The sequence below is a fragment of the Rathayibacter sp. AY1F2 genome (assembly GCF_002930885.1).
In the GTDB taxonomy this organism is placed as follows: Bacteria; Actinomycetota; Actinomycetes; order Actinomycetales; family Microbacteriaceae; genus Rathayibacter.
Genome location: NZ_PSVG01000013.1, coordinates 24,827 through 42,263 on the forward strand (window position 1 = coordinate 24,827; position 17,437 = coordinate 42,263).

Consider the following 17,437-nt stretch of genomic DNA (forward strand, 5'->3'; position numbering starts at 1 on the left):
GTGTGAGCCCTGTCTGCGACTGACCGCTGTTCTCTCGCATAAGCGACCTGCCCTCAGCGTAGTGGTCGGGCGTCGTGCTCCTCCGTCCTGAGCGAAGCTCCGCGCAAAGGCCCCTCCTAGGGGATGCTCTCGGCTATTCCGACTATTCCCCGACGATGAGGACGCGCTCGGACCTCCGTTGTGCGCCGTCGACGACCGCTCGGACGTCGGCGGCGGAGACGTCCCGAGCACGGGGAGTCGAGGTGGTTCGGCGGGTCGGATCCGTCGGGCGGCTCAGGTCTCTCGGCTCGCGCGGTCGGCGCTCGTGCGTCCGGTGCTGATGCGGTGTCGCGGCGTCCCGCCGCTGTCGATGGGGCGTGACGCGCAACGGCAGGAGAAGACTCGGGAGAGGCGCCGCGAGAGCTCGCGAGGGGAGACCGGCGGACGATCGTCGGGCACCGACGGCGGGCACGTCGTCGCCGGCAGGGACGAGCAGGACGCTTCCGCTGCCGGAAACGACGACGGCACACTCGTGCTCATCGAGACGGACAGGTGCTGCGCCGGAGTGCTCCTGGGCGTGGAGCCGAGATCGGCGCATGCGTCTGCGGTCATCGGCTCCGGCCACGGCCGCGGCCAGGCGCCCGTGGTCGGGCGCTCCGGGGGCGAGTGCCTCGCCGGCGGACGATCCTGCCTCGACGGGGAGCTGCTCGGAGCCGATGACGAGCCGTGTCACGGCTTCCCGGGGCGCTTCCGCTCTCCGTTCAGGACGTCGCGGATCGCTCGGGTCGTGTCGGGTTCGGGCCGGTGAGCGCGACCGGGGATCGAGGCCCTGTCCCCGTCCGCCCGAGCCGGTCGTCCTGTGAGCGAGGCATCCGCTCGCACGAGCGGGTCCGGTGACGTCCTCCCTCGGTGATCGAGGGGAGGACGTCACCGGACCCGCGAGTCCTGCTCGGGGGGCGCGCCGTCGTCAGGGCGCCCCCTGGTGATCAGCTCAGCCGCAGAGTGCCGCGCCCGCCACGTAGAACGCGCGGATGCCGATGTTCGGCGTCGAGGCCGACGCCACGCTGGTGACGTTCGTGATCGTGACGACGGGGCTGCCGGTGCTGTTGCTGTCCCACGTCCCGGGGTTGCTCAACGGGGTGCGGTAGTACTGGTTGTTGTCACCGATCACGTTGATCCAGTTGCCGCCGATCTCGACTCCGAGGTCCTTCGCCGTGCGTCCGGCCGGAAGTGCGGTGAGCTGGGTGCCGTCCTGGTCGAACACAGCGGCCGTCGTCGCGAAGATGCGACGCGTCGCGCCGAAGACCTGGGTGTCGGCGGCGACCTGACGCAGCCCGGTGACTGTGGCGAGGACCTGCGTCCACGGCGACCAAGACGCTCCGGCCTCGATGGTCTTCGTCGCCTCCCATGCCGTCCCGTCGGTCGCGACGAGCGACACCCGCCACAGGCTGTCGTCGCTGAACGACACGGCGATGTCGAGGACAGTGCGGCCTCCGGGCGCGGCCGCGAGCGCGACGCCGTCCCAGTCGTACACCGTGCTGCCGCTGGCCGAGAACAGGCGGGCTCCGCGGTCGCCGCCGGCGATGATCAGACCGTCATCCGCCGCGATGCTGGTCATGCCGATGCGGATGGGGGTCGTCGTGTCCCACTCGTAGAAGCCGCCGGAGGGGGCGGTGTGCGAGTAGACGTCGCCGTCCTGGGAGACGACGTAGCTCAGGTAGGTCGCAGACGCAGCCGTGTCACCGACGCCGGTCCACGCGACTGCGAAATCGACCACAGTGGTGACAGCTTCCGGCATCTCGGACTCGACATTGTTGCGACGTCCGCGGAAGGTCGAGGTGCGGGTGCCGCTGGTGCCGTTCACGATCGCTGCGGTGGTCGCATCGGCCACGGGAACGGTCGGCTGGGCCGGATTCACCACGCCTGCTGTCGTGGCCGTGATGGTGCCCGTCTGGCTGACTCCGGCGGTGGCGAAACGCAGACCGTTGAAGCCCTCCAGGAGGAGGCTTCCGCCGGCACCCGTGAACAGCGTGCGAGGTGTGGCCGTGCCGTCGTACCAGCGCAGCGCGGTCGGCAGAGTCACCGTCACCGCGATGCCTGCGGCGGCCGGAACTCCGGAATCGCTCACCTGGAGGTAGGCGTTGAACGGGTTGCAGCTGCTCGTCGTGTAGGAAGTAGTGGCATCGCCACCCTCCTGGTCGACGAAAGCGACCGTGCGCACGGTCACCGGGGCCGATGCGGCGGCGAGCGGCGCACCGATCGCCGCGACGACGACGGGAGTGGTCCATGCGGCCGCCTGCAGGACGGTCCGGCGGCCGGGAACCGCATTGCGAGCCGGAACGGGCGAATCAGAAGGGGACGTGTTCGACATAATATGCCTCTCTGGTTGGACGAATGGCCTGCGGATCTTCAACGAACGACCTGAGCCGTAGACGGCAGACGTTCCCTCGGAAGATCCACTGCTCATGTCGCAGCGTCCCGAGAGTTTTTCCGCGACGATTGATTTCGCGAGAGGGCTGTCCTTCCCGCGGCAGGCCTGAGACTACTGCACACCAAGTAATTCCACGCAACGGGGTTCGACGATCTCGAGACAGATGAGAGAGGCTCCGAAACGGCGGCGGAACGACTATCCGCCTCACTCCGAGGTCGCCCTGTTCTGCCGCAAGAGAGATGATTGATCGACAGGTGAGGCGCAGAGCCGTCTCCCGCTTGTGTTCCTTCTCTCTCCTGGCGGATCGATCGGGCCGTGAGTCCGGCCGGATGAGGCGCTCCGGTGTCGGCTGCCCGGATGCGTCTCCCCGCTCGCTTTCCCGCCCGAGGAACCCCTACAAGGCCGATCGGAGGATGGCCTCTACGGCCTTCGTGATTCCGTCACCAGGCGCGCACGGGCAGGACCGCCTTCCGAGGGCGTCCTCCTCGTTCAGGTGCAGCGTCTCCGTCGGCTGCACGGCCTCGTCGTGATCCGACTGATCGACCTCACCTCGGCCGGGCGCGGGCTCGTTCGCGGATCCCCGGCGGCGAGAGGAGGATCGCCGGCGCATCCGCAGTCGCTCATCGACCCATCAGGACGTCCGCTCCGTTCCGGCTCCTCCGACGCTGCCGTCGCGTCGTCCGACCTCGGCGCCGGAGCGGCGGCGACGGGCGCCGCTCCGATGGGACTCGGGTCGGGTCCGGTGAGCGGGCGCGTTCCGCCTCCGGCGCAGTCGGGTGCGGGAGGATGATCGGATGGACGACACGGCGGTACGGCGGCTCCTCGAGGGGCTCGCGGGGGCGGAGGCGAGCTTCCCGTTCGGCCCGGGCACGCGGGTGTGGAAGGTCGCCGGGAAGGTCTTCGCGCTCGAGTCGGAGCGCTTCGAGCGCCCCGTCGTGAGCGTCAAGGCGCTGCCCGAGAACGTGGTGCACCTCGTCGCGGGGGTCGAGGGCATCGAGCCCGGGTACCACCTGAACAAGAAGCACTGGGTGACCGTCGATGCGGGCGGGGCGGTGGAGTCCGGGCTGGTGCTGGAGCTGATCGAGGAGTCCCACGCGATCGTCGTCGCCGGACTGCCCAAGCGGCTCCGGCTCGCCCTCGGCGGCACCGCCGCCGGCTCGCTGAACGAGGACCGCTGAACGACGCCCGCCCGGCGCCGCCCTGCCGCAGCGCCCCCGCCGCGGCAGAGGCTCGCGGGGCGCGGCCTACAGGCCGTAGGAGCGGAGGTACGCGGCGGTGTCGTGCCAGCCCTCGACGGCGAAGCACTCGACGCCCATCGCCTTGACGGGGTAGTCGTTGCCGTCCGGGTCGAGGCGGTCGCCGACGAAGATCATGTCGTCGAGAGGGATGCCCGTCAGCTCGGTGAGCTTGTTCATCCCGTACGCCTTGTCGATGCCCTTGCGGGTGATGTCGACCGACGTCGAGCCGCCGGAGCGGACCTCGAGGTCGGGGAGCACGGCCTGCACGGCCTCACGGAGGGTGTTCTTCTTCTCGCCGTCCGGGTCCCAGGCCTGCTTGACCTCGACGGGCGCGGACTGGCCGAGGGCCGAGAAGGTGATCTGCGAGTCGCGGTCCTCGAGGATCGGGCCCCAGGTCTCGGACTCCCAGTAGCCGAGCTCCTTCGCCTTCTCCTCGACGGCGGCGAGCGCGCGCGACTTCTCGTCCTCGGTGAGGTTCTCGGCGTAGATCTGCGCCCAGTCGCCGTTCTCGTACCGGTAGTACTGCGTGCCGCAGGTGGGCATGAGGTGCAGCTTCGCGAGCACCTCGGGGTCGGCGCCCTCGAGGCGGTCGAGCACCTGCATCCGGAACTGGCCGATCTGGCCGCCCGAGATGATGCACACCTCGGTGGCCTGGAGCAGCTTCACGAAGAGGTCGGCCATCGCCGGGTCGACGGGGGACTTCGAGGCGGCGAGGGTGTCGTCGAGGTCGAAGGCCATCAGGCGGGGCAGGGTGCTCATGGAACTCGTTTCACGGTCTGCGGACGGGGCGGTAACGAGGATACGGGGCGCCGCCGGAACGCGCGCGCGGTCGGCGCGAGCGGGCTCCGAGCGCAGACTGGGGGCATGACCGCCGCCACAGCGCCCGACGGAGGACGCCGCTCCCTCCCGCGCACTCTCGCCCGCATCCTCCTGGGCCTGGTGCTCGTCACGGCCGGCACGGCGCACCTGACGGTCGCGCGTCAGGCCTTCCAGGCGCAGGTCCCGCCGTGGCTGCCGGCCGACCCGGACCTGGTGGTCGTCGCGTCGGGCGTCGTCGAGATCGCGCTCGGGCTCGCGCTCGTCGTGCTCGTGCGGTGGCGCGTGATCGTGGGAGTCGTGGTGGCCGCGTTCTTCGTCGCGGTCTTCCCGGGGAACATCTCGCAGCTGGTGACGCGGACGCCGGCGTTCGGCCTCGAGACGGACGCGGCGCGCGCGGTGCGGCTCGTCTTCCAGCCCCTGCTGGTGGTCTGGGCGCTCTGGTCGACCGGGGCGTTCTCGGCCTGGCGGGCCCGCCGGTCGCGACGCCGCGGGGACTGAGCCGCCGGTCCGCGGCCCGATCGTCCCGCGATCCTCCGGAACGACGAACGGCGGCCGGCGGGAGACCCCGCCGACCGCCGCCCGTGCCCTGCTCGGCTAGGCCGCGAGGCGGCGTCGCGCGACGACCAGCGCGAGACCCGACAGCAGCAGCACGAGGGCTCCGCCGATCAGGCCGGCCGCGTCGGCGCCGGTGTTCGCGAGCGAGCCCGGGCCGGAGCCTCCCGCGACGGGGGCCGCCGTGGTGGTGGGGTGCGGCGACGGAGCCGTGGTGGGCTGCTCCGTCGGGGCGCCGGGCTCGGTCGGCGCCGGGGTGACCGGGACCTCGGCGGCGGGCTCCGTCGTCAGCGACCAGTTGGGGTCGTAGAAGTCGGCCTGGTCGATCACGCCGCGGGCGGTCGACCAGTCGATGAGGAGCTGGCGGATCTCGAGACGCTCGTCGTAGACGAGCGGTGCCTGCGCGACGGCCGGGTAGGCGCCTCCGCCGCTCTGGCGGTAGTTGTTGACCGCCATCACGAAGCGCTCGTCGTCGGCGACCGGGGTCCCGTCGGCGTGGGCGAGACCGCGGATCCGCGAGCCGGCGGGCTGGGAGACGTCGATCACGTAGTCCAGGCCCGAGATCGCGTCGTAGTTGTAGTCCGGGATGCCGTCGGGGCGGTCCTCGGTCGTCGCGTTGGTGCCGGTCTCGGGGTCGAACACGGCGCCCTCGGCGGTCTGCACGAAGTAGCGGGCCGAGAACTCGAGGTAGTCGCGCACCTCGGCTCCGGTCAGCTCCACTCCGCGGAGGGTGTTCTCGTAGATGTACAGGCCCGCGATGTCGCGGATGCTGACCTGCCCCTTCGGGAAGACGGCGGTGCGCGAGAACGGCGACGCCTGCGAGATCACCGGCAGGTCGGCCCACTCGGTGCCCTCGAGCGCCGACTCGACGGTCTCGGCCTGGACGGTGTTGATGAAGTCGATGATCGGGGTGTCCTCGTAGCGCGAGGTCGCGGCCGAGAGCTCCTCGACCGAGTCGGCGACGGGGGTGTTCACGTACTCGATCGTGGCGGCGTGCTGCTCGGCGAGGGCGTCGACCAGTGCGGGCGACTCCTCGGCGATGTCCTTCGCGTAGACGGGCTGCGTGACGGGCGCGTTCCCGGCCGACCAGTCGACCTCGAGGCCGCCCGCGGCGTCCGGCACCAGGTTCAGGGTGACCTCGGTGAGGCCCTGCGCCCAGAACTCGGGCTGGGTGACCAGCACCTGCTCGCCGGCGACGTTGGTGAACAGCGTCTGCGGCAGGTCCTTGTGGCTGTGGCCGGCGACGACCACGTCGATGCCGGGGACCTGCGTCGCGATGTTGTTGACGACGTCCTCGTTGAGGTCGGCCGGGTCGTACTCGGCGTCCGGCACCGTGCCCTGGCCGGTGTGCGCGAGGACGACGACCACGTCCGCCTGCTCCTGCACGATCGGGACCCACTGCTTCGCGGCGGCGACCATGTCCTGGAACTCGAGGACGCCGTCGACGTACTGCTTGTCCCAGACGCGGACGCCGGGGGTGACGAGGCCGAGGACGCCGACGGTGACCGTCTTCCCGTCGATCTCGCGCTCGATCAGCGTGTAGGGGTCGTGGTACGGCTTGCCGGTGGCGACGTCGACGACGTTCGCGCCCAGCAGCGGGGCGTTCAGGTCGCCCTCGTACGCGCTGAGCATGTCGAGCCCGTAGTTGTACTCGTGGTTGCCGACGACCTGCGCGTCGTAGCCGATGGTGTTGAACGCGGTGGCCATCGGGTGCGTCGTCTCGCCGGAGAGGACGCCCGCGGCGCCGTCGCCGAGGCCGTAGTAGTAGGTGAGCGGCGTGCCCTGGATCGCGTCGCCGTTGTCCATGACGAGCACGGACTCCTCGCCCTTCTCGGCGCGGAGGCGGTCGACCTCGGTCGCGACGCGGGTGAGGCCGAGCGCACCGTCGGCCGGGTACGGCGCGTTCGCGAAGTAGTCCCAGTCGTAGACGTGCCCGTGCGTGTCGGTCGTCGACACCAGGGTGAGCTCGACGCCGTCGTCGAGAGGGGCGGCCGAGGCGATCGGAGCGGCGGTGGCGGCTCCGAGTGCGACGACGGCGAGGAGGCTTGCGGCGCGGAGTCTGCGCATCGTGGTCCTGTTCGCGTGATGAGTGGAGTGTGAACGTCCTCGAATCTATGCGCCGCGTGTGAACTGCGCATGACGGGATCGAGAGCATTGCTCGGCGATGCGTCCGCGGTGCCGGCCCGGAGCCGGGGGAGTCCGCGGTGCCGCCCCCGAGCGCAGGAGCCGTCCTCCGGCCCCTCCGCTAGAATCGAGCGGCTGGTCGCGCGGAGGCGGCACGACTGCCGCGCCGCACCCGCCCACCCCCGCCCCTCCCGTCGAGAAGGACACGCCATGCCAGCAATCGTCATCACCGGCGCCCAGTGGGGCGACGAGGGCAAGGGACGCGCCACCGACCTCCTCGGCAGCCGCGTCGACTACGTCGTGAAGTTCAACGGCGGCAACAACGCCGGGCACACCGTCGTCGTGGGCGACGAGAAGTACGCCCTGCACCTGCTCCCCTCCGGCATCCTCACCCCGGGCGTCGTCCCGGTCATCGCGAACGGCGTCGTCGTCGACATCGAGGTGCTGTTCCACGAGCTCGAGGCGCTGAGCGCGCGCGGCGTCGACGTGTCGAAGCTGCTCGTCAGCGCCAACGCGCACGTCATCACCAGCTACCACCGCACCCTCGACAAGGTGACGGAGCGCTTCCTCGGCAAGCGCCAGATCGGCACCACCGGCCGCGGCATCGGCCCGGCGTACGCCGACAAGATCAACCGCGTCGGCATCCGCATCCAGGACCTCTTCGACGAGAACATCCTCCGCCAGAAGGTCGAGGGCGCCCTCGACCAGAAGAACCACCTGCTGGTGAAGGTCTACAACCGCCGCGCGATCCTGGTCGAGCAGGTGCTGGAGGACCTGCTGCAGTACACCGAGCGCCTCCGCCCGATGGTCGCCGACACGTCGCTCGTCCTCTCGCAGGCGCTCGACGCGGGCAAAACGGTGCTGTTCGAGGCCGGCCAGGCCACGATGCTCGACGTCGACCACGGCACCTACCCGTTCGTCACCTCCTCCAACGCGACCTCGGGAGGAGCGGCCACCGGCTCCGGAGTCGCACCGAACCGCATCGACCGCGTCATCGCGGTCATCAAGGCGTACACGACCCGCGTCGGCGCCGGCCCGTTCCCGACCGAGCTCTTCGACGAGTGGGGCGAGTACCTCCGCCGGCAGGGCTTCGAATTCGGCACCACGACAGGCCGCCCGCGCCGCTGCGGCTGGTACGACGCCCCCATCGCCCGCTACTCGGCGCGGATCAACGGGGTCACCGACTTCGTCCTCACCAAGCTCGACGTGCTCTCGGGCCTCGAGACCATCCCCGTCTGCGTCGCCTACGACGTCGACGGCGTGCGCCACGACGAGGTCCCGGTCTCGCAGAGCGACTTCCACCACGCGAAGCCGATCTACGAGGAGTTCCCCGGCTGGCAGGAGGACATCTCCGGCTGCCGCGAGTTCTCGGACCTGCCGCAGACCGCGCAGGACTACGTGCGCGCGCTCGAGGCGATGAGCGGCGCCCGGTTCTCGGCGATCGGCGTCGGGCCGGAGCGCGAGCAGGTCGTCGTGCTGCACGACCTGCTCGACTAGAAGCGGCGAGGAGCCGGGTCGGGCAGACCTCTCGGAGGCGGCCGACGTGGTCACAACGGAGGAAGAACGTCGGGGACCTCGCGGAGTGACGCGGATCCCGGGCCCTCTCGACGAATCCTTCCTCCGGTGTGGACACGACCGCCGCCGAGCGCGCCGGATAATCGGCGCATGCAGATCTACGCCGACCTCCCGGCCGTCCGCGCGCGGCAGATCCTGGCCGACGCCCTCGCTCTCGGCGTGGCCGTCGTGGCGATCGCCGCGGGGATCGCGGTCGGCTCGCTGATCGCCGGCCTGGCCGAGATCGGCCGGCGGCTCGAGAGCGCCGGCAGCGGCTTCGGCTCGACCATGAGCGACGCCGGGACCACCCTCGGCGGCATCCCCCTGCTCGGCGACGCCGTGCGCGCGCCGTTCGACGAGGCGAGCGGGGCCGGCTCCGTGCTGGCCGCCGCCGGACGCGACCAGCAGCAGCTCGCGAGCGCCCTGGCCGTGGTCGCCGGGCTCGCCGTCGGGGGCCTCCCGCTCCTGCTCCTGGCCGTGCTCTGGCTCCGGCCCCGGCTCCGCTTCGCCCGCCGGACCGCCGAGCTGCGCGCCCTCGGCTCGACCGGCGGCGGCACCGAGCTGCTGGCCCTGCGCGCGCTCACCCAGGCGTCCCCCCGCGACATCCTCGCCGCGCACCCGGACGCCGCCGCGGGCTGGCGGACCGGCGACCCCGCCGTCACCGCCGCGCTGGCGGCCCTCGCCCTCCGCCGGGCGGGACTCCGGCCCCGCTGACCCCGCAGGACCATCGCGGGTCCGCCGGAGGGATGATGCCGCGAGCCACTGCGGACGACGCCGGCGACACGGGTGCCTCCGTAGCGTCGAGGACATGCAGAACCAGACCTCCTCCGTCGTGGCGCGCGTCGAGGGCGTGCGCAAGCTCTACGGCAGCACGCCGCCCGTCGTCGCCCTCGACGACGTCACGCTCTCGATCGAGCGGGGCGAGTTCACCGCGGTGATGGGCCCCAGCGGATCCGGCAAGTCGACGCTCATGCACGTCCTCGCCGGCCTCGACACCGCCTCCTCCGGCCGCGTGTTCCTCGGGGACGCCGAGATCACCTCGATGAGCGACGCCGAGCTGACCGTGCTCCGCCGCCGCAGCGTCGGCTTCGTCTTCCAGGCCTTCAACCTCGTCCCCACGCTCGACGTGCGCGGCAACATCCGCCTCCCGTTCGAGCTCGACGGCCGCTCCGTGACCGGCGACGAGGAGCAGTGGATCGCCCGGCTGATCGAGTCCCTCGGGCTCCGCGAGCGCCTCACGCACCGGCCCCATGAGCTCTCGGGCGGGCAGCAGCAGCGCGTGGCGATCGCCCGCGCCCTCGCCACCCGGCCGCAGCTGATCTTCGCCGACGAGCCCACCGGCAACCTGGACTCGCGCACCGGCCGCGAGGTCCTCAGCCTGCTCCGGGCCTCCACCCGCGAGTACGGCCAGTCGATCGCCATGGTCACCCACGACCCGATCGCGGCGGCCTACGCCGACCGCATCGTCTTCCTCCGCGACGGGGCCGTCGTCGACGACCGCCGCGGGATGAGCGCCGAGGAGATCTCGCGCGCGATGCTCACGATGGAGGGCGCGGCGTGAGCGGCGTGCGCACGGGCTCGAGCCAGGGCGGGGGCGCCATCGTCACCGTCGCCGCACTCGCCGCGGCGTTCGGCGCCGTGCTGGTGCAGGTCATCGCCGACATGGTCGCGGCCTTCGCGGCAGCGGGGATCGACGGCATCGGCCAGGTCGCCCTCATGCTCGGGATGGTCGGCGCCGTCTTCTTCGGCATCGCGGTGTTCGTGGGCGGGATCGTCACGGCCAATGCGGTCTCGACCGTCATCGCCGGGCGCACCCGCGAGATCGCCCTGCTCCGCCTGCTCGGCGCCTCCGGCCGGTCGCTGCGCAGCGGGATCGTCCGCACGGGCCTCCTGCAGGGGCTCCTCGGAGCGGCGATCGGCCTGGTCGCCGGCGTCGCTCTCGTGGCGCTCGCCGCGGAGCTCGCCATCCGGAGCGGCACCCTGCCCCGCTTCGACTACCCGCTCGTCTCGCCCGGCCTCGTGCTGCCGCTGATCGCCGTGGTCGCCTCGACGGTCATCGCCTCGTGGTCCGGATCGCGCCGCGTGCTCGCGGTCGCGCCGTCGCAGGCCGCCGGATCCTCCGCCGAGCCCCGCTACGAGGAGCTGCGCGGCCGCACCGCCCGCAACGTCACGGCGATCGTCTTCGTCGTGGTCGGCGCGCTGCTGCTCGCCGCCGGTGTCGTCCTCGGGCTCGCCAACCCCGGCGGCGTCCTCCTCGGGCTGGTCGGAGGCATGGCGTCCTTCACCGGCGTGATCCTCGGGGCGCCCGTCCTGCTCCCTCCGCTCACGGCCCTCGTGGGCCGCGCCTTCGGCCGGGGCCCCGTCGCCCGCCTGGCGTCCGCCAACGCCGTCCGCAATCCGGCGCGCAGCGCCCGCGCCGTCATCGGACTGGTCATCGGAGTGTCGCTGGTCACGATGTTCGCGGTCGCCGCCGCCACCTTCGGCACGATCATGGAGCGCTCGGGTGAGACGAATCCCGAGGTGATCGCGGCGTTCGAGCAGTTCATCCAGGTGAGCACCGCGGTGATGAGCGTCCTGCTCGGCTTCTCGGTCGTCCTGGCCGCCGTCGGGATGGTCAACACGCTGTCGCTCAGCGTGCTGCAGCGCCGGCGCGAGCTGGGCCTGCTCCGCGCGCTCGGCTTCACCGGCTCGCAGGTGCGGTCGATGGTGGTGCTCGAGGCGGCGCAGATGATCATCGCTGCCGCGGTGCTCGGCATCGTGCTCGGGATCGTCTACGGCTGGTGCGGCGCGATCTCGGTGTTCGGCTCGCTGCCGGGCATCGGACTGATCCCGCCGACCGTCCCGGTGCCGATCCTGGTGGCGGTGCTCGTGGTCGGTGTCGTGATCACGGTCGTCTCGGCCGTGCTGCCCGCCCGCCGCGCCACGAAGGTGTCGCCGGTCGCCGCTCTCGCCGTGGCCTGAGGACCGGCACCACGTAGAACCCGCGGCCCGAGGATCGGCGCCCTCACCACGGAGGACCCGGTGCCCCGAGGGCCGGCGCCGCGCAGAACCCGCAGCCGGGGGCCGGCGCCCTCACACCACCGAGAACCCCGCGGCGAGGGGCTCCCGCCCGCTCAGCGCGAGCAGGAGCTCCTCGCCGCGTCCGGCTCGAGCGGCCAGCCCGCCGGTCAGCGCGCAGCACGCCTCGACGGCCTCGCCGGGCAGCACGTGCGGGATCCCGGTGGCCCGCGAGAGGTCGAGCGTGTGCACGACCAGCTCGAGCAGCCGGGTCCGGAGGTACTCGTCCAGCTCGATCGCGTGGCCGCCCACGGCGACGAGGCGGCCGGGACGCTGGGCGGCGACCAGCTCGATCGCGCGGCCCGCCGCCTCCGCCAGCGCCTGAGCCGGCCTGTCGCCGAGCAGCAGCCCCGCCTCGACCCCGCGCCGCGCCACCGCCGCGGGGTCGGCGACGTTCCCGGCCAGCGCGGCGTAGTAGTCGAGCGCGTCCTCGATGGTCGGCTCGGGCGGCTCCGGAGCGAGGAGGTACGCCTCGACCGTCAGCACCGCCCGCGACGCGTGGCCCGCGAGGCCGCGGACGTCCCAGACGCCGAGCCCCGGCTGCTCCCACTGGTCGTCCCGCACCTGCGCGAGCAGACCGACGAGGGCGGCGGCGGCGGACTCGAACAGCGCGGCGGTGCTCATGGAGCCATGCTGGCACGGTGCCCCACACTGATCGCATGAGCAGCCCCCGCCGCCCCGGTCCCGTCACGCTCGTCGGCCGCTCGATCGTCCTCGAGCCGCTCGCCGTCGAGCACGTCGAGCCGCTCGGGCGGGCGATCGGACGTCCGGAGGTGTTCGCCGGCGGCTACGGAGGAGGACCGTCCGGCCTCCCCGGCACCCCGGAGGAGTTCCGCGCCTTCGTCGACCGCTACTACCCCTGGGGCACGGGCCTGCCATTCGCCGTGCTGCAGGAGGGGCGCGTCGTCGGCACGACCTCGCTGGCTGACTTCGACGAGACGCGCGAGGCGGCCCACCTCGGCTGGACGGCCTACGCGCCCGAGACGTGGGGCACCGTCGTGAACCCGGAGGCGAAGCGGCTGGTGCTCGGACTCGCCTTCGACAGCGGCTACGAGCGGGTGAAGCTCCAGGCGGATGCGGTGAACGCGCGCTCGCGGGCCGCGATCCTCCGCCTCGGCGCCGTGTTCGAGGGGGTGCTCCGCCACGACCAGCGGCGGGCCGACGGCTCGTGGCGCGACACGGCCGTCCACTCGATCCTCGCGGCCGAGTGGCCGGCCGTCCGCGACGCGCTCGACCGCCGGATCGACGCGGCGCTAGCGCTCCCTCCCTCGACCGCGCAACCGCTGACCGGGCGGCCGCCCGAGGAGTAGGAAGGAGGCATGGAACGCATCCACTACGCCGGCAGCTCCGTGCTGACGGGTACCGCCATCGCGCGGTCGCTGCTGGCCTACGCGGAGGCGCTGGCGCTCACCAAGGGGTCGATCACGGTCGACATCCCGATCCGCCAGGAGTCCGGCCGGCCCGGACGGGCGGCGCTGCTGATCGGACCGGCGAGCCAGCTGTTCTCGGAGTCCGAGGACGACGGAGCCGAGGAGCTGCTCGACGAGGAGCTCGTCGAGCGCTTCGCCCGCGAGACGGCCCGTCTGGGCGTCTCGCACCCCGTGGCCGAGGAGGACGGCGGCGCCGGGCCGCTCTCCGCTGTCGACACCGAGATCCCGCAGTTCCACGGCGAGGACGACTCCTGGTGAGCATCCGGGGCGCCGGTAGGATCGACACTCACGACTCCGCCCGACCCTTCGCGGACGGGCGACTTCCCGAACGGAGAACCGCCTGATGGGGCGACTGATCTACGACTCGACCCTCGAGGCCGACTTCGACGACCGTCTGCTGGCGCACCTGCAGATCGTGATCGGCTCGAAGCTCGCGCGCAACGAGTCCTTCTACTTCTCGTGGAAGGACTCGCAGGCGGTCGGCGACGGACGCACCTCGATCTGGCTGCACCCCGCCATCCCGCTGCGCTTCAAGTACCACGGCGGCCGTGCCCCGAACATCAACCCGGACTGGATCCGCCAGCTGCTCGCCGACTCGCACACGGCGCACGGGCTGCGGATCAGCGAGGAGCCCCACGGGACCGCCCGTCAGAGCGAGGAGAGCATGCTGTGAAGCGCGTCGAGATCATCTACGGCGGAGCGCCGTTCAGCCTGAGCGAGACGTCGGCCGCGGAGGTGCGCGAGAGCATCGACCGCGCCCTGGACGGCTCCGCGTCGCGCTGGATCACGGTGAACCAGGGCGAGGGCGAGCCCCGCGAGACCTCGATCCTGATCACGCCGGGCGTGGCGTTCTCGGTCGCCGACGTCGCGCACTGAGGTCGATGCCGCGGTCACGGTGACCGCCGCCTCTCACGCCGCCGGCTCGGTCCGGGGCGCTCGCACCGCCGGCCCGCCTCGGAACGACTGCCGTCCTCAGCGCACCCGTCCCGCTCAGCCCGCCAGCACGCGCGGGAACTCCCCCGGGATCTCGCTCGCGAGGTACCCGGCCGGCCCGATCCGTGCGGAGAGGCGCGTGTCAGCCTCCGTGTGCAGGAACGCGCCCCACGCGGCCGCGCCCATCGGATCGACGCCGCGCCCGCGCAGGCCCGCCGTCGCTCCGGCGAGCACGTCGCCGCTGCCCGCGGTGGCCAGCCCGGGGTGCTCGCCCTCGATCCGCACCGCGTCGCCGTCGGGCGAGGCGATCGTGTTGAACAGGCTCACCACCGCGCCGTAGCGCTCGGCGACAGCGAGGGCGGCCCGCTCGACGTCGTCGACCTCCTCGCCGAGGAGCCGGGACGCCTCCTCCGAGTTCGGGGTCAGCAGGAGCCGGCCCGCGAGCCTCCGCGCGAGACGGCGCTGCCCGGGCAGGACTCCGAGCGGGAAGGCGTCGAGGTGCACGGCCGGCACGTCGTCGAGGAGCGGAGCGAGGGCACGGAGGGTCGCGGCGGTCGCGCGCGGGTCGTCCAGGCCGGGTCCGATCAGGGCGACGTCGGCGGAGGAGAGCTCGCCGGCCAGGACGTCGAGCCCGCGGCCCGAGACGGAGCCGGTGCGCGTCTCCGCGAGCGGGACAACTCCGCACTCCGGCAGCGCGACCGCGGTGGCCGACGCGACCGACTCGGCGACGCAGAGCGTGATGTGACCCGCGCCGGTCCGCAGCGCGGCGATCCCCGCGAGGATCGCGGCGCCGGGCGTCTTGCGGGCGCCGCCGACGACGACCACGTCGCCGCGGGAGTGCTTCGAGCCTCCGGGCTCCGGGAGGGGCCAGCGCTGCTCGAGCAGGGCGCGGGAGACGAGGTCACTCATGAGGGTCTCCTTCTCCGTCCGCGCGGTCGTCGTGCCGGGTGACGGGGGCGCCGGAGCGCTCGAGGTGGGACGTGCGGTTGAAGAGGTCGAGGCGCCACGCGTCGCCGTCGCGGACGAGACGGGTGACGGAGCCGTTGGCGACGGGCGTCGAGGCGCCGATGTCGAGCAGCTCGTGCTCGGAGAGGCCCTCGAGGACGTAGCGGAGGACGAGGACGACCGCGTCGTGGCAGAAGAGGATCGCCGGCCCGGGAGGCGCGGCGACGGCGAGGTGGTCGACGAAGGCGCGGATGCGGAGCGCGAGGTCCGTCCAGGCCTCGCCTCCCGGCGGCCGGTAGTAGAACTTGCCGAGCCACTCGCGCCGCGCCGCCTCCTCGGGCATCCGGGCCCGCACGCCGGCGGAGGTGAGGCGGTCGGTGACGCCGAGGTCGCGGTCGCGCAGGCGCTCGTCGGGGCGCAGCCGCAGGTCGATGCCGGCCTCGCCGAGGGCGAGGCGCGCGGTCGCGGAGGCGCGGCGGTAGGGCGACGTCCAGGCGGAGGCGGGCCGCGCCTCCTCGGCCAGCCAGCGGCCGAGCGCGCGCGCCTGCTCCTCGCCGGCGGGGGAAAGCTCGACGTCGGGGTCGCGGCGGTCGACGGCGATCTCGTGCGCCCCCGAGGCCTCGGCGGCGCTCGCCGCGATGTTGGCGAGGCTCTCGCCGTGGCGGACGAGGAGGAGCTCGGTCGGGCCGGTGGAGGAGGCGGGCATGGCTCCACGCTCCGCCTCGCGGGCCGGAGGCGCCAGGGGGTTCCGCCGCGGCGACGCGGGTTGCTACGGAGTCGTCAGGGGTTCCGCCGCCGTCAGGGCGCCTCTCCGTCGGCGCGCTCCTCCGCAGAGACCGCCGTGACGACCGCGGTGAGCGTCTCGGGGTTGCTCAGGATGCGGAAGTGCCCGCCGGTCTCGATCCGGACGTTGACCGCGCCCTCGAGCATGCTGCCCTCGGGGATGTGCGGATCGAAGAGGCCGAACACGGAGGTGATCCGCGCGTTCGCTCCGGAGCGGCTCGACAGCAGCAGGGTCGTGGCGTCGCGCGGCGAGAAGGCGCGCAGGCTCCGGAGGACCAGGTAGGGCGCGTAGCGGGAGCCGCCGAACGGAGTCGCCACGGCGACCATCCGGTCGACCCGGCCGTCCGGGTCGAGCTCGGTCATCACGTACTTGCCGATCAGTCCGCCCTTGCTGTGGGCGACGATCACCACGTCGCGGAGCCCGTGCTCGGCGAGGTAGGCGGCCACGTCCTCCGCGGTCCGGGCGACCGGGCGGCCGTTGCGGCCGAGGCTCGTCAGCACGTGGAGAGGGTGCCCGCGCTCGTGCAGCGGATCGATGATCGGGCGGAGGAAGGACCAGGTCTCCCAGATCCCCGGCAGGACCACGACGGGCCGCCGGTCGCCGTCGAGGTAGTCGTCCGGGGCACGGCGCGAGAGGACGCCGCGCACCTGCCAGGCGACGGCGTAGGCGTAGTCGCGGATCCACCAGACGGCGTCGCGGACCAGGCTTCGGAGCCGGCTCATGCGGCCGGCTCCGACCGGAGGGGGAGCGGGGCGGCGGGCCTTTCGCCGAGCGCAGCGGCGAAGCGGAGGATCTCGCGGGCGAGCGCTCCGGGCTCGGTGCGGGGGACGACGTGGCGCGAGCCGGCGAACTCGACGAGCCGCCCCTCGCGCGCGTGGGCCGTGAGCCGCTCGCACCAGTCACGGGTGGCGATCGGATCGTCGCGGCCGCGGGCGACGAGGACCGGCACCTCCAGCCGGGCGACGCGCTCCTGCACCGGATGCCTCAGCATCTCGGGCAGCTGGCGCAGGTACCAGCGCAGGCCGCCGCGCAGGTAGTCGGCCAGCAGGATCGCGTCGACGCCCACCGGCTCGCCGAGGCAGTCCCGCAGCAGCGCGAGCCCCTGGCGGACCGCTCCGGGCCGCTGCGGATCCACCACCGGCCCGATCAGCACCGCGCCGTCGACCAGGCCGGGCGCGCGCAGCCCCAGCTCGACCGCCACCTGCGACCCCATCGAGTGCCCGACGACGACCGCGCGCGAGACGCCCAGTCCGCGGAGGACCTGCTCGACCTGCCGCGCGTGGTCCTCGAGGCCGACCCTCCGCCGCGGGCGCGCGTTCGCGCCGAAGCCGGCGAGGTCGACGCCGATCACCCGGCCGTGCCGCTTCAGGCGGGCGGCGAGCGGCGAGAAGGTGTGGTGCGACATCCCGATCCCGTGGATCAGGACGAACACCGCGCCCGCTCCGGCCGGACCGGTGTCGACCGTCCGCAGCGTGACGCCCTCGACCTCGTGTCGCACGGGGAGGACGCGGCGGGGCGGTGTCGGCAGCATCGTCCCAGGCTAGGGATCGGCGGCCGGCCGCGCGGGGGGATGTGCCCGCTCCCGCCGTGG

18 protein-coding genes are annotated in these 17,437 nt (G+C 72.9%); 10 read left to right on the plus strand and 8 right to left on the minus strand.

What is annotated here, in order from left to right; genetic code table 11:
• Positions 1-970 precede the first annotated feature (970 nt).
• Positions 971-2,350 (minus strand): hypothetical protein, encoded by a 1,380-nt coding sequence (locus C5C54_RS11085; RefSeq protein ID WP_146078822.1) that lies wholly within the window; start codon positions 2,348-2,350, stop codon positions 971-973.
• A gap of 854 nt (positions 2,351-3,204) precedes the next feature.
• On the opposite strand from C5C54_RS11085, the gene C5C54_RS11090 reads away from it, so the two are divergent.
• Positions 3,205-3,588 carry an MmcQ/YjbR family DNA-binding protein gene (locus tag C5C54_RS11090; protein WP_104222787.1) on the plus strand — a complete coding sequence of 128 codons (384 nt, stop codon included), beginning with the start codon at positions 3,205-3,207 and terminating at the stop codon, positions 3,586-3,588.
• Between the two features lie 66 nt (positions 3,589-3,654).
• Here the strand turns inward: C5C54_RS11090 and C5C54_RS11095 are convergent, their stop codons facing one another.
• A complete protein-coding gene (locus tag C5C54_RS11095) occupies positions 3,655-4,407 on the minus strand; it encodes an HAD-IIB family hydrolase (protein ID WP_104222786.1) in 753 nt (250 codons plus the stop codon).
• Positions 4,408-4,512: 105 nt separating this feature from the next.
• Here C5C54_RS11095 and C5C54_RS11100 point away from each other — a divergent pair, with 105 nt between their 5' ends.
• Positions 4,513-4,965, plus strand: coding sequence for a DoxX family membrane protein (locus tag C5C54_RS11100; RefSeq protein ID WP_104260943.1), 453 nt, complete (start codon positions 4,513-4,515; stop codon positions 4,963-4,965).
• Between the two features lie 96 nt (positions 4,966-5,061).
• Here C5C54_RS11100 and C5C54_RS11105 read toward each other — a convergent pair whose 3' ends face one another.
• Entirely contained in the window at positions 5,062-7,086 is a 2,025-nt protein-coding gene (locus tag C5C54_RS11105) for a bifunctional UDP-sugar hydrolase/5'-nucleotidase (RefSeq protein ID WP_104288354.1), read from the minus strand.
• A gap of 267 nt (positions 7,087-7,353) precedes the next feature.
• Between C5C54_RS11105 and C5C54_RS11110 the strand changes: the two genes are divergently transcribed.
• The 4 genes from C5C54_RS11110 (at position 7,354) to C5C54_RS11125 (ending at position 11,658) form a co-directional block, all read left to right on the plus strand.
• Positions 7,354-8,640 (plus strand): adenylosuccinate synthase, encoded by a 1,287-nt coding sequence (locus tag C5C54_RS11110; protein WP_104250676.1) that lies wholly within the window; start codon positions 7,354-7,356, stop codon positions 8,638-8,640.
• 168 nt (positions 8,641-8,808) lie between these two features.
• Entirely contained in the window at positions 8,809-9,411 is a 603-nt protein-coding gene (locus tag C5C54_RS11115; RefSeq protein ID WP_104234281.1) for a hypothetical protein, read from the plus strand.
• A gap of 94 nt (positions 9,412-9,505) precedes the next feature.
• On the plus strand, positions 9,506-10,258 hold the full coding sequence (locus tag C5C54_RS11120) for an ABC transporter ATP-binding protein (protein WP_104222781.1): 753 nt from the start codon (positions 9,506-9,508) through the stop codon (positions 10,256-10,258).
• Entirely contained in the window at positions 10,255-11,658 is a 1,404-nt protein-coding gene (locus tag C5C54_RS11125) for an FtsX-like permease family protein (protein WP_258063296.1), read from the plus strand. Before C5C54_RS11120 ends, C5C54_RS11125 begins: the two co-directional genes overlap by 4 nt.
• A gap of 111 nt (positions 11,659-11,769) precedes the next feature.
• Here C5C54_RS11125 and C5C54_RS11130 read toward each other — a convergent pair whose 3' ends face one another.
• A complete protein-coding gene (locus C5C54_RS11130; RefSeq protein WP_104288355.1) occupies positions 11,770-12,378 on the minus strand; it encodes a maleylpyruvate isomerase N-terminal domain-containing protein in 609 nt (202 codons plus the stop codon).
• Positions 12,379-12,413: 35 nt separating this feature from the next.
• Between C5C54_RS11130 and C5C54_RS11135 the strand changes: the two genes are divergently transcribed.
• From C5C54_RS11135 to C5C54_RS11150, 4 genes are all read left to right on the plus strand, one after another.
• Positions 12,414-13,064 (plus strand): GNAT family N-acetyltransferase, encoded by a 651-nt coding sequence (locus C5C54_RS11135; RefSeq protein WP_104247482.1) that lies wholly within the window; start codon positions 12,414-12,416, stop codon positions 13,062-13,064.
• A 9-nt stretch (positions 13,065-13,073) separates the two neighbouring features.
• Positions 13,074-13,442, plus strand: a complete 369-nt coding sequence (locus tag C5C54_RS11140) for a hypothetical protein (RefSeq protein WP_104288356.1) — start codon at positions 13,074-13,076, stop codon at positions 13,440-13,442.
• 85 nt (positions 13,443-13,527) lie between these two features.
• Complete coding sequence (locus C5C54_RS11145; RefSeq protein ID WP_104222776.1) at positions 13,528-13,857, plus strand: ATP-dependent DNA ligase; 330 nt, start codon at positions 13,528-13,530, stop codon at positions 13,855-13,857.
• Positions 13,854-14,060, plus strand: coding sequence for a hypothetical protein (locus tag C5C54_RS11150; protein ID WP_104222775.1), 207 nt, complete (start codon positions 13,854-13,856; stop codon positions 14,058-14,060). The genes C5C54_RS11145 and C5C54_RS11150 overlap by 4 nt, the downstream gene beginning before the upstream one ends.
• 114 nt (positions 14,061-14,174) lie before the next feature.
• Here the strand turns inward: C5C54_RS11150 and C5C54_RS11155 are convergent, their stop codons facing one another.
• The 4 genes from C5C54_RS11155 to C5C54_RS11170 all read right to left on the minus strand — a co-directional run bounded on the left by C5C54_RS11155 (position 14,175) and on the right by C5C54_RS11170 (position 17,377).
• Positions 14,175-15,026 (minus strand): NAD(P)H-hydrate dehydratase, encoded by an 852-nt coding sequence (locus C5C54_RS11155; protein ID WP_104288357.1) that lies wholly within the window; start codon positions 15,024-15,026, stop codon positions 14,175-14,177.
• Positions 15,019-15,768: a histidine phosphatase family protein gene (locus C5C54_RS11160; RefSeq protein WP_104288358.1), complete on the minus strand. Its 750-nt coding sequence runs from the start codon at positions 15,766-15,768 to the stop codon at positions 15,019-15,021. The genes C5C54_RS11155 and C5C54_RS11160 overlap by 8 nt, the downstream gene beginning before the upstream one ends.
• Before the next feature lie 92 nt (positions 15,769-15,860).
• The gene (locus tag C5C54_RS11165) at positions 15,861-16,568 is read right to left on the minus strand and encodes a triacylglycerol lipase (protein ID WP_104288359.1); all 708 of its coding nucleotides are present in this window, start codon (positions 16,566-16,568) and stop codon (positions 15,861-15,863) included.
• The gene (locus C5C54_RS11170; protein ID WP_104288360.1) at positions 16,565-17,377 is read right to left on the minus strand and encodes an alpha/beta fold hydrolase; all 813 of its coding nucleotides are present in this window, start codon (positions 17,375-17,377) and stop codon (positions 16,565-16,567) included. The genes C5C54_RS11165 and C5C54_RS11170 overlap by 4 nt, the downstream gene beginning before the upstream one ends.
• Between the last annotated feature and the right edge of the window lie 60 nt (positions 17,378-17,437).

What these genes read in the sequence shown, in the direction of transcription:
- C5C54_RS11090 (WP_104222787.1), top strand. Translation starts at nt 3,205, where the DNA reads ATGGACGACACGGCGGTACGGCGGCTCCTCGAGGGGCTCGCGGGGGCG.
- C5C54_RS11100 (WP_104260943.1), top strand. Translation starts at nt 4,513, where the DNA reads ATGACCGCCGCCACAGCGCCCGACGGAGGACGCCGCTCCCTCCCGCGC.
- C5C54_RS11105 (WP_104288354.1), bottom strand. Translation starts at nt 7,086, where the DNA reads ATGCGCAGACTCCGCGCCGCAAGCCTCCTCGCCGTCGTCGCACTCGGA.
- C5C54_RS11170 (WP_104288360.1), bottom strand. Translation starts at nt 17,377, where the DNA reads ATGCTGCCGACACCGCCCCGCCGCGTCCTCCCCGTGCGACACGAGGTC.
- C5C54_RS11095 (WP_104222786.1), bottom strand. Translation starts at nt 4,407, where the DNA reads ATGAGCACCCTGCCCCGCCTGATGGCCTTCGACCTCGACGACACCCTC.
- C5C54_RS11130 (WP_104288355.1), bottom strand. Translation starts at nt 12,378, where the DNA reads ATGAGCACCGCCGCGCTGTTCGAGTCCGCCGCCGCCGCCCTCGTCGGT.
- C5C54_RS11110 (WP_104250676.1), top strand. Translation starts at nt 7,354, where the DNA reads ATGCCAGCAATCGTCATCACCGGCGCCCAGTGGGGCGACGAGGGCAAG.
- C5C54_RS11155 (WP_104288357.1), bottom strand. Translation starts at nt 15,026, where the DNA reads ATGAGTGACCTCGTCTCCCGCGCCCTGCTCGAGCAGCGCTGGCCCCTC.
- C5C54_RS11120 (WP_104222781.1), top strand. Translation starts at nt 9,506, where the DNA reads ATGCAGAACCAGACCTCCTCCGTCGTGGCGCGCGTCGAGGGCGTGCGC.
- C5C54_RS11165 (WP_104288359.1), bottom strand. Translation starts at nt 16,568, where the DNA reads ATGAGCCGGCTCCGAAGCCTGGTCCGCGACGCCGTCTGGTGGATCCGC.
- C5C54_RS11160 (WP_104288358.1), bottom strand. Translation starts at nt 15,768, where the DNA reads ATGCCCGCCTCCTCCACCGGCCCGACCGAGCTCCTCCTCGTCCGCCAC.
- C5C54_RS11140 (WP_104288356.1), top strand. Translation starts at nt 13,074, where the DNA reads ATGGAACGCATCCACTACGCCGGCAGCTCCGTGCTGACGGGTACCGCC.
- C5C54_RS11135 (WP_104247482.1), top strand. Translation starts at nt 12,414, where the DNA reads ATGAGCAGCCCCCGCCGCCCCGGTCCCGTCACGCTCGTCGGCCGCTCG.
- C5C54_RS11145 (WP_104222776.1), top strand. Translation starts at nt 13,528, where the DNA reads ATGGGGCGACTGATCTACGACTCGACCCTCGAGGCCGACTTCGACGAC.
- C5C54_RS11115 (WP_104234281.1), top strand. Translation starts at nt 8,809, where the DNA reads ATGCAGATCTACGCCGACCTCCCGGCCGTCCGCGCGCGGCAGATCCTG.
- C5C54_RS11085 (WP_146078822.1), bottom strand. Translation starts at nt 2,350, where the DNA reads ATGTCGAACACGTCCCCTTCTGATTCGCCCGTTCCGGCTCGCAATGCG.